Origin of the sequence: Streptomyces sp. NBC_01216 (assembly GCF_035994945.1) — a bacterium.
GTDB lineage: Bacteria > Actinomycetota > Actinomycetes > Streptomycetales > Streptomycetaceae > Streptomyces.
This window is the reverse complement of record NZ_CP108677.1, coordinates 562,064-574,346: the sequence shown is the minus strand read 5'-3', so window position 1 is coordinate 574,346 and position 12,283 is coordinate 562,064. Positions and strand designations below refer to the sequence as shown.

10 protein-coding genes and 1 pseudogene are annotated in these 12,283 nt (G+C 74.0%); 4 read left to right on the top strand and 7 right to left on the bottom strand.

Features of this window, described 5'->3' with window-relative positions:
* Positions 1 to 52: 52 nt before the first annotated feature.
* Together OG393_RS02495 and OG393_RS02490 are read right to left on the bottom strand one after the other, a co-directional pair.
* Positions 53 to 2,424 (bottom strand): annotated as a pseudogene (locus tag OG393_RS02495) (ATP-binding cassette domain-containing protein).
* Positions 2,425 to 2,668: 244 nt separating this feature from the next.
* Positions 2,669 to 3,697, bottom strand: coding sequence for an LLM class flavin-dependent oxidoreductase (locus OG393_RS02490; RefSeq protein WP_327372870.1), 1,029 nt, complete (start codon positions 3,695 to 3,697; stop codon positions 2,669 to 2,671).
* A gap of 151 nt (positions 3,698 to 3,848) precedes the next feature.
* On the opposite strand from OG393_RS02490, the gene OG393_RS02485 reads away from it, so the two are divergent.
* Entirely contained in the window at positions 3,849 to 4,337 is a 489-nt protein-coding gene (locus OG393_RS02485) for a phosphatase domain-containing protein (protein ID WP_327372869.1), read from the top strand.
* 22 nt (positions 4,338 to 4,359) lie between these two features.
* Here OG393_RS02485 and OG393_RS02480 read toward each other — a convergent pair whose 3' ends face one another.
* Positions 4,360 to 4,575: a dodecin gene (locus OG393_RS02480; RefSeq protein WP_327372868.1), complete on the bottom strand. Its 216-nt coding sequence runs from the start codon at positions 4,573 to 4,575 to the stop codon at positions 4,360 to 4,362.
* 253 nt (positions 4,576 to 4,828) lie between these two features.
* On the opposite strand from OG393_RS02480, the gene OG393_RS02475 reads away from it, so the two are divergent.
* The 3 genes from OG393_RS02475 to OG393_RS02465 all read left to right on the top strand — a co-directional run bounded on the left by OG393_RS02475 (position 4,829) and on the right by OG393_RS02465 (position 7,964).
* Positions 4,829 to 6,079, top strand: coding sequence for an extracellular solute-binding protein (locus OG393_RS02475; RefSeq protein ID WP_327378284.1), 1,251 nt, complete (start codon positions 4,829 to 4,831; stop codon positions 6,077 to 6,079).
* A gap of 137 nt (positions 6,080 to 6,216) precedes the next feature.
* Positions 6,217 to 7,074, top strand: a complete 858-nt coding sequence (locus OG393_RS02470; protein WP_327372867.1) for a GNAT family N-acetyltransferase — start codon at positions 6,217 to 6,219, stop codon at positions 7,072 to 7,074.
* The gene (locus OG393_RS02465) at positions 7,071 to 7,964 is read left to right on the top strand and encodes a lysophospholipid acyltransferase family protein (RefSeq protein WP_327372866.1); all 894 of its coding nucleotides are present in this window, start codon (positions 7,071 to 7,073) and stop codon (positions 7,962 to 7,964) included. The genes OG393_RS02470 and OG393_RS02465 overlap by 4 nt, the downstream gene beginning before the upstream one ends.
* On the opposite strand, the gene egtD is transcribed toward OG393_RS02465, so the two are convergent.
* From egtD to egtA, 4 genes are read right to left on the bottom strand one after another with little or no spacing between them, the layout of a single operon-like run.
* On the bottom strand, positions 7,859 to 8,824 hold the full coding sequence (egtD, locus tag OG393_RS02460) for an L-histidine N(alpha)-methyltransferase (protein WP_327372864.1): 966 nt from the start codon (positions 8,822 to 8,824) through the stop codon (positions 7,859 to 7,861). The two genes, OG393_RS02465 and egtD, sit on opposite strands and share 106 nt — an antisense overlap.
* On the bottom strand, positions 8,821 to 9,588 hold the full coding sequence (gene egtC, locus OG393_RS02455) for an ergothioneine biosynthesis protein EgtC (RefSeq protein ID WP_327372863.1): 768 nt from the start codon (positions 9,586 to 9,588) through the stop codon (positions 8,821 to 8,823). Before egtC ends, egtD begins: the two co-directional genes overlap by 4 nt.
* Positions 9,588 to 10,907 (bottom strand): ergothioneine biosynthesis protein EgtB, encoded by a 1,320-nt coding sequence (gene egtB / locus OG393_RS02450; protein WP_327372861.1) that lies wholly within the window; start codon positions 10,905 to 10,907, stop codon positions 9,588 to 9,590. Before egtB ends, egtC begins: the two co-directional genes overlap by 1 nt.
* Positions 10,904 to 12,163, bottom strand: coding sequence for an ergothioneine biosynthesis glutamate--cysteine ligase EgtA (gene egtA / locus OG393_RS02445; protein WP_327372860.1), 1,260 nt, complete (start codon positions 12,161 to 12,163; stop codon positions 10,904 to 10,906). Before egtA ends, egtB begins: the two co-directional genes overlap by 4 nt.
* Positions 12,164 to 12,283: the final 120 nt, after the last annotated feature.

Below are 12,283 nucleotides of genomic sequence, written 5' to 3'. Positions count from 1 at the left end.
TGCGCGGGCCGGAGGAAGCGGCGTTCGCCGCCGGAGGCCCCCCGGCAGGCGCTCAGCCGTCCAGCCGGGCCGCGAGATAGCGCGTGGTGCGGCTCGCGGCCGACCGCGCCACCTCGCCCGGCCGCCCGGCGGCGACGATCCGCCCACCCTCGTCGCCGCCTCCCGGCCCGAGGTCGAGCACCCAGTCGGCGGTGGCGACCACATCCATGTCGTGCTCCACGACGACCACCGAGTGGCCGGCGTCGACCAGGTCGCGCAGCCTGCGCGTCAGGACCTCGACATCCGCCGCGTGCAGCCCGGTCGTCGGCTCGTCCAGGACGTACAGGGCGTGACCGCGTCGCGGGCGCTGGAGTTCGGCGGCGAGCTTGATGCGTTGCGCCTCCCCGCCGGAGAGTTCCGTCGCCGGCCGGCCGAGACACAGATAGCCGAGGCCGACATCGAGCAGGGCGCCCAGCGCGCGCGCCGCGGCCGGATGGTCCGCGAAGAACGCGGCGGCGGCTTCCACATTCAGGTCGAGGACCTCCGCGATGGTGAGGCCGCGCAGCCGGACCCGCAGCGTCCGCGGGTTGTACCGGGCGCCGTGGCAGTCCGGGCAGGGGGCGTACGTACGAGGCAGGAAGAGGAGTTCGACCGAGACGAATCCCTCGCCCTGGCAGGTCTCGCACCGCCCGCCGGCCACGTTGAAGGAGAACCGCCCCACCGCGTAGCCGTGTTCCCGTGCCTCCGGGGTGGCGGCGAAGAGCCTGCGGACCACGTCGAACAGACCGGTGTACGTGGCGAGGTTGGATCGCGGGGTCCCGCCGATCGGCTTCTGGTGGACCGTCACCAGTCTCCCCACCCCCGGTAGTTCCCCGGTCAGCGCTCCCACCAGCGTCGACTTCCCCGAGCCGGAGACACCCGTCACCGCCGTCAGGACGCCCAGCGGGAACTCCGCTTCCAGCCCCCGCAGGTTGTGCCGGGTCACCGGGCAGGTCCGCAGCCACCCGGTCGGGGACCGTGCCGCACGCGGCGGTACCGGGGCGCGGTCGAAGAGGAAGCGGCGGGTGGCGGACTCCTCGACCGACGCCAGCTCCCGCGGAGGGCCGCTGTACAGCACCCGGCCGCCGTGCACCCCGGCCCGGGGGCCGACGTCGACGAGCCAGTCGGCGTGCCGGACGACATCGAGGTGGTGCTCCACCACGAACACCGAGTTGCCCGCCGCCTTCAGCCGGTCCAGGACCACCAGGAGCGTCTCGGTGTCGGCCGGATGCAGTCCCGCGGACGGCTCGTCGAGGACGTACACCACTCCGAACAGGCCCGACCGCAGCTGGGTGGCCAGCCGCAGCCGCTGCAACTCGCCGCTCGACAGCGACGGGGCCGCCCGGTCCAGGCTGAGATAGCCGAGGCCCAGCTCGGTGACGGTGGCGATCCGGGCGAGGAGGTCCTCGGTCAGCACACGCGCGCTCCCGCCGGTGTCCTCCGGCCCGCCCCCGGCCGCTCCGGCGACCGCCGCGCCGAGCGTCCGGGCCAGCGCGGTCAGCGGCAGGGCGGTCGGCTCGGCGATCGTCCGTCCCGCGAAGGTCAGCGCGAGGGCCTCCGGCCGCAGCCGGGAACCCTCGCACACCGGACAGGGCGCGGCGGTCAGGAAACGTTCCGCCTTCGCCCGGAGCGTCGCGCTCCTGGATTCCGCGAAGGTGTGCAGCACATAGCGGCGGGCGCTCGTGTACGTCCCCTGGTACGGGCGCTGGATCCGCCCCGCCTCCCGCACCGGATGGACCGTGACGACCGGCTGCTCGTCCGTGAAGAGGATCCACTCGCGGTCCTTCGCGGCGAGCTCGCGCCAGGGCCGGTCCACGTCGTGGCCGAGCGCGTCCAGCACGTCGCGGAGGTTCTTGCCCTGCCACGCGCCCGGCCACGCGGCGATCGCCCCCTCGCGCACCGACAGGCCGGGGCCGGGCACGAGCAGTTCCTCGCTGGTGCGGTGGACCAGGCCCAGACCGTGACACCCGGGGCAGGCCCCGGCGGCGGTGTTCGGCGAGAACGCGTCCGAGTCCAGGCGCTCGGCCCCCCGTGGGTAGTGCCCGCGCGTGAGAAGACCATGCGCAGGGAGTTGGAGAGCGTGGTGACCGTGCCGACCGACGAGCGGGCGTTCGGCGAAGAACGGCGCTGCTGCAGGGACACGGCGGGCGGCAGCCCGGTGATCTCCCCGACCTTCGGCACGCCGACCTGATGGATCGGCCGCCGGGCGTACGGGGCGACCGACTCGAAATACCGCCGCTGTGCCTCCGCGTAGATCGTGCCGAAGGCGAGGGAGGACTTGCCCGACCCGGACACCCCCGTGAAAACGGCGAGCACGTCGCGCGGGATGTCGACGTCGACGCCGAGCAGATTGTGCTCACGTGCGCCGCGGACGCGGACGAATCGGTCGACGGAGCGCTCGGGCATCCCTCGATGCCAAGGGCTGCCCCTCCTCCGCGGCGGGTCGGCGCACGGCGCCGGATCGACCTGGTCGTGAGGCCGCCCGGCCGGTCCGGCAACCGAGCGAGGTGTCGTGCCGCCCCTCGCGGCGGGCCGAACCCGCCTGGCACGCCATGGACGACCCCTCTCTCATCCCGGGCCGCCCGCCGGGCGGCCCACGCCCGCCTCCACCACGGCCCCACACGTCCGGGCTCGTCCGGCTCTCCGGGTGTCAGCGGCGTCGCGCGGCCCCGTCGGCCAGGTGGGAGAGGCGGGCGAGGCGGCGGTACGAGTCGCGCAGCGCCGCTCGGTCGTGGGTGCTGGTCGTCACCAGCACCTCCTGGGCGCCCGTCTCCGCCACCACCTGTTCCAGCGCGGAGCCCACCTGTTCCTCGGTGCCGTACACGTGCCCCGTCAGGGCTGCCTCGTACAGGTCGCGCTGCCGCTCCGTCATCGCCAGCGCCTCCACCCGCTCGGCCGGCGGCAGCGGCGGGAACTCGCCCTGGGTGCGTGCGTACACCAGCGACCATGCCTCCGGGACCAGCAGCCGGCGGGCCTCCTCCTCGCTCCCGGCCACGGCCACCGTGCCCGAGACGACGACGTACGGCTCCTCGGCCCAGACCGAGGGCCGGAACGCCGTCCGGTAGGTGTCGACGGCGGCCCGCAGTCGCTCACGGTCGCGCAGGTCGCCGATCACGAGCGGCAGCCCGGCCTCCGCGGCGACCGACGCGCCCTCGCCCGTCGCGAGGACGAACGGCGGAACCCGCAGACCCTCGGCGGGGCGGGCGTGCACCTCGGCGTGGGCCGTCTGCGCGCCGGTGAACCAGCCGAGCAGTTCGGCCAGCTGGTCGGCGAACCGCTCGGCGTCCTCCTTGCCCCGGCCCAGCGCACGCCGGACGCCGTCCGTGAAGCCGACGGAGCGGCCCAGGCCCATGTCGATCCGGCCGGGAAACAGCGACTCCAGCACCCCGAACGCCTCCGCGACGAGCAGCGGCCGGTGGTTCGGGAGCATCACCCCGCCCGTGCCGACCCGGATGGAGGACGTCGCCGCGGCCACGGCGGCGGCCAGTACGGTCGGCGCGGAGCCGGCCACCCCCGGCACGCCGTGATGCTCGGAGACCCAGAAGCGGTGGTAGCCCAGCGACTCGGCCTCCCGCGCGAGACGCACCGTGTCGCGCAGAGCGGCGGGAGCGCCCTCGCTCTCCCGGATGCGGGAGCGGTCGAGGACGGAGAACCGGATGCCATGGAGAGAAGCGGTCACACCGGGTTCAACGCACGGGCGCGGGGACGATTCCCGGCGGGCGGCCCCCAGGTGCCGCGCCGTCGTCCCCGGCGGGCGCTCCGCGGATGTCGGGCCCCGTGCTGAGCGCCTGTCGATCGAAGGCCACCCGACAGGCTCCTAGACTGGGCGGGTGACGCACCCCAGCAGGCCCGTGGCCGTCTTCGATCTCGACAACACCCTCGCCGACACGGCGCACCGCCGCCACCACCTGGAGTCCCGCCCCCGGGACTGGGCGGCCTTCTTCGCCGCGGCCCCCGACGACCCGCCGCTCGCGGAAGGCGTCGCCCTGTGCCGGGAGTCGGCCCGGGAGTGCGAGGTGGTGTACCTCACGGGACGCCCGGAACGGTGCCGCCGGGACACCGCCGAATGGCTCGCCGCCCACGGGCTGCCGCAGGGCCCGATCCACATGCGGGGCAACCGGGACTTCCGGCCGGCGCGGCTGACGAAGACGGAGATCCTGCGCCGGATCGGCCGCGAACGCGAGGTCCGGATGCTCGTCGACGACGACGAGCTGGTCTGCGACGCGGCCGAGGAAGCCGGATTCACCGTCGTACGGGCCCGGTGGGCGACACCGTCCGCCGAGCTGGAGGACGCTCAGGAGCGGGAGGGCCGTACCTGAGGCCGGTCCCGGTCGACGGGCCCTACTCGTCCTCCTCCAGGCGGAAGCCGACCTTCAGGCCGACCTGGTAGTGCTCGATCGCACCATCCACGATATGACCGCGGACCTGCGTCACCTCGAACCAGTCGAGGGACCGCAGCGTCCGGGCGGCCCGCCCGATGCCATTGCGAATGGCCTGGTCGACTCCGTCGGGGGAGGTGCCGACGATCTCGGTGACGCGATAGGTGTGGTTCGACATGGGGGTCGAACTCCTCTCGGTGGGGTTCACTCCACGGTGCCCCAACACGCCCCGGTCCGCGACACGTCGGCGTCCGGAGCGGCCTCCGGGGCGCCCCGGAGGCCCCCGCCGAGATGGTCCAGGACTTGACCACCCGGTTGGTCCAGACCAGAATCCAGGCCACATACCCGCGCGAACACCCCGTTCGGTCCCCCCACGTCGGGTCTGCTCCCCCATGCCGCACTCCTCTCATGGAACGCAGAAGGTGACCTACGTGAAGAACCGCCATCTCGTCTGTCCCCTGGCCGCCGCGACCGCGCTCGCGCTCGCCGGCTGCGGGCTCCTCCCCGGCGACGCCGACGGGACCCGCACCGTCAGCATCTGGCTGATGCGCGACAGCGTCAGCGAGGACTTCCTCAAGCGGTTCACCACCGCGTACGAGGCCGAGCACGAGGGTGTCGAGCTCCAGGTCACCTTCCAGGAGTGGACGGGTATCGGGAAGAAGGTCACCGAGGCGATCAAGGGCGAGGGCGGCCCGGACGTCATCGAGGTCGGCAACACCCAGGTCGCCCAGTACGCGGACACCGACAAGCTCTACGACCTCACCCTGGAGTCCGCGCGCGACCTCGGCGGCGAGGAATGGCTGCCCGGCCTCGCCGAGCCCGGCCGCATCGACGGTGCCCAGTACGGCATCCCCTGGTACGCGGCCAACCGCATCGTGATCTACAACAAGGACCTCTTCGGCGAAGCCGGCATCACCAAGCCCCCGGCCACCCGGGAGAAGTGGCTCGCCGACACCGAGAAGCTCAACGACAAGGGCAACCAGGGCATCTACCTGGCCGGCCAGGACTGGTACACCCTCGCCGGGTTCATCTGGGACGAGGGCGGCGAACTCGCCGTCGACCGCAGCGGCGCCTGGGACGGAGCCCTGGACACCCCCGCGGCGCTGCGCGGTATGGACTTCTACAAGCACCTCCAGTCCCTGGGCTCGGGACCCAGGGACGCCGACGAACAGACCCCGCCGCAGGCCGAGGTCTTCGCGCGCGGCGACGTCGCCCAGATCATCGCGGCACCCAGCGCCGTCGCCGCCATCACCAAGGTCAACCCGGCGATCGAGGACAAACTCGGCTTCTTCCCCATACCCGGCAAGCAGGTCGACCAGCCCTGCGCCGTCTTCACCGGCGGCTCGGACCTGATCATCCCGGAGAACGCCCCCCAGCGCGGCGCGGCCCTGGAGGTCGTGAAGGCGCTGGCCGGGGAGAAGTGGCAGGCCGAACTCGCCCGCGCCATGAACTACGTCCCCAACAAGCCCCGCCTGGCCTCGGTCGTCGAGGGGCAGGAGGCCACCGCGGCCATGGCCGTCGGAGCGGCACGCGGCCGGGCCACGCCCAACTCCCCGCAGTGGGCCGACGTCGAGGCGGACAACCCCATCAAGCCCTACATGACGGCCGTCCTGCGGGGCGAGGATCCGAAGGCCGCGGCCGCCGCAGCCTCGGCGAAGATCAGCTCGACGCTCGCCGAATAGCATTCAGCGCCTCCACACCCGCCTGCCTCCGAACGGTCACGTCGAATCCAGCCGGTCACGGAAGAAGTAAGGAGCCGGTCCACCGCCCGCGCGGTCCGGCCCTCACCGTCCCCTTCCGTCCGCCGGAGGAGCCCGACATGCCCGCACCGTCGTCCGCAGTCGCCGTCCCCGTCGTCCCGCCGAGCGCTCCCTCCGTCCCGGCGCGCACCGGACCGCCGGCACCACGCCGGAGCCTGGCCCCGGACACGCCCGGCGGCGAGGGCACCCCGCGCTACACCGTCGGTCTCGCGCACGACCAGGAGGACGTCCGCGCCGCCCAGCGGCTGCGGCACGAGGTCTTCGCCGGCGAGATGGGCGCCCGTCTCGACGGGCCCGAGCCCGGCCTGGACATCGACGCCTTCGACGCCCACTGCGATCACCTGCTGGTGCGCGAGAAGGCGACCGGCGAGGTCGTCGGCACCTACCGGCTGCTCCCGCCGGAGCGCGCCCGGATCGCCGGGCGGCTCTACTCGGAGGGCGAGTTCGACCTGGGCCGGCTGGCCCCCGTCCGCGACGACCTCGTCGAGGTCGGTCGCTCCTGTGTGCACCCGGCCCACCGCAACGGCGCCGTCATCGCGCTGATCTGGGCGGGGCTCGCCCGCTACATGACCCGCACCGGCCACAACTGGCTGGCCGGCTGCTGCTCCATCCCGCTCGCCGACGGCGGCACGCTGGCCGCCGCCACCTGGGACACCGTCAGGGCCAGGCACCTCGCCCCCGAGGAGTTCTGGGTCACCCCGCACAAGCTCTGGAGCCCCGAGGGCGTCGCCCGTCCCCGGCAACGCGTCGAAATCCCGCCGCTGCTGCGCGGCTACCTCCGCCTCGGTGCGCGGGTCTGCGGAGCCCCCGCCCACGACGTGGACTTCGGGGTCGCCGACCTCTACGTGTTGCTGTCGCTGCGCGACACCAACCCCCGCTACCTGCGCCACTTCCTCTCGCTCGCGCCCGCGCCGTGAACCGCGCCCCCGCCCCGCCGACGGCCGCCTCGCCATGGCTCCCGACGGCGCCCTGCACCCCGGGCCGCTGCGACGAACACCCCGGCCCCGACGCCGGGACCGTCCCGCCGGCCCTGGCCGTCCTCCGGCTCGCCGCGGGACTGTCGGCCGTGCTGGCGGGAGTGCTGCTCGCGCCCGCCACGGCCCTCCTGCCGACCGCCGCCCGCCGGGCCGCGGCCCGGCGGTGGTGCCGGGCGGTCCTGCGCGCCTTCGGCGTGCGGACGCGCATCACGGGGGTCCCGGCGGACGGTCCGCTCCTGGTCGTCGCCAACCATGTCTCCTGGCTGGACATCCCGCTCGTCGCCGCGGCGCTGCCGGGCCGGATGCTGGCCAAGACGGAGGTCGGGTCCTGGCCCGTGCTGGGGCCGCTCGCCGCCCGCGGCGGCACCCTCTTCATCGACCGCGACCGCCTGCGGGCCCTTCCCGGCACCGTGCGGGCCATGTGTACCGTCCTCACGGGCGGTGGCCGCGTGATCGTCTTCCCCGAGGGGTCCACCTGGTGCGGCCGGGCGACGGGCGTCTTCCGGCCCGCCGCCTTCCAGGCCGCGCTCGACGCCGGCGCGGCCGTCCAGCCGGTACGGATCGGCTACCGGCCCGACGGCCCCGCCGCCTTCGTGGCGGACGACCCGCTGGCCGCCTCCCTCTGGCGGATCGCGACGGCCCGCGCGCTCACCGCCGAACTACGAATCCTCGATCCGCTGCCCGGCGGTGCGTACACGGACCGCCGCTCGCTGGCCCGAGCCGCTCAGCGCGCGGTCGCCAGCGAAAGGGCGAATCGTTCCTTCTCGTCGGTCCACCAGCGGGTCAGTTCGAGCCCGGCCTCGGCCAGCTCGGCGCGCACACCGGCCTGACGGAACTTCGCCGACACCTCCGTCCGGATCTCCTCGCCCTTCTCGAACGCCACCACCAGATCCAGTTCCGGGATCTTCACCGTGAGCGCGTGCCGCGCCCGAAGCCGCATCTCGATCCACTCGTGGCCCCGGTCCCAGAGCGCCACGTGGTCGAAGTCCTCCGGCCGCACGTCCGCCCCCAGCTCGCGCGCGATCACCGCGAGGACGTTCTTGTTGAAGGCGGCCGTCACCCCCGCCGCGTCGTCGTACGCGGCGACCAGGGTCGCCTCGTCCTTCACCAGGTCCGTGCCGAGCAGCAGCGCGTCACCCGGGCTGAGCATGGTGCGCACCGCGCGGAGGAACACCGCGCGCTCTCCGGGAAGCAGGTTGCCGATCGTGCCGCCCAGGAAGGCGACCAGACGCGGCCCCGGCGTCCCGGGCAGGACGAGGCCGCGGGTGAAGTCCGCGACCAGCGCGTGGATGCGCAGTCCCGGCCGCTCCTCCCGCAGCGCGCGCGCCGCCCCGGTCAGCGCGGACTCGCTCACGTCCACCGGCACGTAGCTGTCCAGCTCGGGCAGCAGCGCGTCGATCAGGAACCGGGTCTTCTCCGAGGAGCCGGACCCCAGCTCCACCAGGGTGCGGGCGCCGGTGGCCGCCGCGATCTCGTGCGCCCGGGCGATGAGGATCTCCCGCTCGGCGCGTGTCGGGTAGTACTCGGGGAGCCGGGTGATCTCCTCGAACAGTTCGCTGCCGCGAGCGTCGTAGAACCACTTCGGCGGCAGCTCCTTGGGAGTGTGGGTCAGACCGTGGAGCACGTCGGCGCGCAGCGCGGCGTCCGTGGCGTCCTCGGGCAGGGTGCGGGTCAGCTGGAACGGACTCACGAGGAGGGCTCCTTGAGCGGGGTCAGGGTGACATCGGTGCGGTCGGCGGAGAGCAGGGTGCGGTCCGGCACCTCGCGCCAGAGGGGATCGTCGTCGTAGGGCTCCGAGGCCACGACCGTGCGCGGCGCACCGCTCGGACCGGGCCCCGTCAGGTACCACAGGGAGGTGCCCCAGGCTGTCGCGGCGATCTCGGCGCCGTCGGTCAGCAGCAGGTTCAGCCGGGAGCCGGGGGCCGCGCCGGCGGCCTCCCGCACGGTGTCGGCGAGTGCCCGCCCGGCCGTGTCCCCGGCCCGCAGGCGGTGCAGCACCAGCGCCCACAAAAGGGCCGAGTCCGTGCGCGCCTCCAGCCGGAGCAGCTCCTCCGCCGGCAGCGTCGCCGCCAGGCCCGCGAGCGAGCCCGGCCATCCGCCGACGGCGCCGTTGTGACTGAACAGCCACGGACCGGCGGCGAACGGGGCCGCCGCGGCCTCCCCGTCGGCGCCGGTCAGCGTCGCGCCCCGGACGGCGGCCAGCAGCGCCCCGGGACGCAGCACCCGCGCGAGGTCGGTGAAGGACAGGTCGGACCAGAGCGGCACCGCGCGGCGATAGCGGGCCGGAACCGGGTCGCCGGGCACGTACCAGCCCACGCCGAACCCGTCCGCGTTCACCACACCGCTGTTCTGGAACCGCGGCTCCCACGCCTGCCGGTACAGCGAGAACTCCGGCTCCACCAGCAGCTCACCGAGGCCCACGGGCTCTCCGACGTACGCCAGATGCCGGCACATCAGGAGAGCTCCGCATCGCGCGCGGTGCGGAAACCGGAGAAGATCTGGCGGCGCACCGGCAGGTCCCAGTTGCGGAAGGTGCCGCGGCAGGCCACCGGGTCGACACCGAACGAACCTCCGCGCAGCACCTTGTGCGCGGGCCCGAAGAACACCTCCGAGTACTCCTTGTACGGGAACGCGGTGAAACCCGGATACGGCAGGAAGTCACTGGCCGTCCACTCCCACACGTCTCCGACCAGCTGCCGCACGCCGAGCGGCGAGGCGCCCTGCGGATAGCTGCCGGCCGGCGCCGGACGCAGGTGCCGCTGGCCGAGATTGGCGTGCTCGGGACCGGGGTCCGCGTCGCCCCACGGATAGCGCCGGGAGCGGCCGGTCGCCGGGTCGTGCCGGGCCGCCTTCTCCCACTCGGCCTCCGTGGGCAGCCGCCGTCCGGCCCAGCGGGCGTAGGCGTCCGCCTCGTACCAGCTGACGTGCACGACCGGCTCGTCCTCGGGAACCGGCTCGGTCACCCCGAAGCGGCGCCGCAGCCACTGTCCGCCCGAGCGCCGCCAGAACAGCGGAGCGCCGATGCCGTGCCGTCGGACCTGTGCCCAGCCTTCCGGCTCCCACCAGCGCTCGTCGGCGTAGCCGCCGTCCGCGACGAACGCCATGTAGGCGCCGTTGGTGACGGGCACGGTGTCGATGAAGAACGAGGGCACCACCCTGGTGTGCGCGGGCCTTTCGTTGTCCAGCGCCCACGGCTCGTCCGAGGTGCCCATGGTGAACGGGCCGCCTGGAACCCGCACTTCGGCGGGCAGCGGGTCGCTGTCGGCCGCCGGCGGAGGGGGCGCGGTCAGGGCCGCGGGCCCCTTGCGCAGCTGATGGGTGATCAGCATCGTCTCGTCGTGCTGCTGTTCGTGCTGGGCGATCATCCCGAAGGCGAACGCGGACTCGACCAGTGGCCGGCCTCCCTCCAGCGGCAGCCCGGCCAGGATGTCCACGACCCGCCCACGCACGTCGGAGGCGTAGGCGCGGGCCTCGGCCGGGGGCAGCAGCGGCAGGGACGGGCGGCTGGCGCGCGGATGCTCGAACGCGTCGTAGATCGAGTCGATCTCCGGCCGAAGCGCGTCCCGGCCGGCGACCGCCCGCCACAGCCACTGCTCCTCCTGGTTGCCGATGTGCGCCAGGTCCCAGACCAGCGGGGACATCAACGGGGAGTGCTGGGCCTGGAGTTCCTCGTCGTCGACGCAGGCGGTGAGCAGCGCTGTCCGGTCGCGCGCGGCGGTCAGGGCGTCGAGCGCCCGTCGCCGCAGGGTCGTCGGGTCGTCGGTCACGGTCACGACCGCACCTCCTGCGGGTCGTCGGCGGGGCAGCCGCCGGGGATCACGTAGCGCTCGTGGAAGGCGGCCACCGCGTCCTGGACGGCGGCGCCGGCCCCGAGCCGCGGCAGCGCCTCCAGGGCCGTGGGGAACGCCACCAGCGCGGCGGCGTGCAACTCGGGATCGGCCAGTCCGTCGCGGGCCGCGGCACGCCAGAGCGGATTGCGCGGCGCCTGATGATCGCCGGCGTACTCGGCCAGCGGCTTGACCGCCCGGTACACGCTCTCCGCGGCCTGCGGGTCCTCGAAGAGCGCGGTGGCCACGGCCACCGGCACGATCCAGCCGTCGGTGCCCGGCTGCGCGTCGACCATCCGCAGCTCCAGGTGGCCGCGCGGCCGTACCGGCGGGAAGAGGGTCGTCAGGTGGTAGCGCAGATCGTCCTCGCCCGGCGGATAGGGGCCTCCGCCGCGCAGCCACTTCCGGAACGTCAGCCCCTCCGGGACCTGCCAGGGTCCCTCCGGGGACCGGACGCACATCACCGGCGTGTCCAGCACGTGCGCGGCCCAGGCGGCCCGCGGGTCGCCGTCCTGCCGCGGCGCCAGCGCCCGGTTCGGATCGAGGTCGGTCCACAGCGCCTGACGGGTGGAGCGCCAGCCGGTCGGCCGACCGAGGTGGACGGGGGAGTTGGCGAACGCGGCCACCATGACCGCGCCCAGCAGGTGGGCCAGCCGCCAGCGCCGGTGGTAGCCGAGCGGCCCCGGTTCCTCGGTGCCGGCGTCCAGGCAGATCTGCACCGACGCCGAGTCGCACATCATGCCCCGGCCGGCCGGGCCGGTGCGGTCGAGAGCTGCCTCCATCGCGTCGTAGCGCGGCTCGCGCAGCACCCGTTCGCGGGGTGTGTGCCAGGGGTCCACCCCGTAGCCGCCGAGGGTGAGTCCGAGCGGGGCGAGCCCGGCGCGCACGGCGCGCAGATCGGCCGAGAGGGTGTCGAGGCACTCCGTCAGGGAGGCGGTGGGCGGAGAGCTGAGTTCCAGCTGACCGCCGGGTTCGAGAGTCAGGGCCGACGCCAGCGGCAGGGACCGCACGGTGTCGATCGCGGAGGCCAGGCGGGGCGGGGCGACGGGGAGCCGGGGGTCACTCAGCTCGTGGACGAACCATTCCACCTCGACCCCCAGGGTGCGGGGCGGGCCCGTCTTGAAACAGATGCATCGCAGCAGATCCTCCGCCTCGTTCTCGGTGAGGGGTGGGCCGCTGTGCGGTATGCCGCTCGGCGACATGTCGGAACCTCCTGTTCGGGACGGCGCTGATTCCACCTAAAGCCACCACCGACGGGCGTGCAAGACCGCCTCGTCGGCCCCTTTCGAAAACCCGTTGCTCCGCCGTCACACCGTCGATCA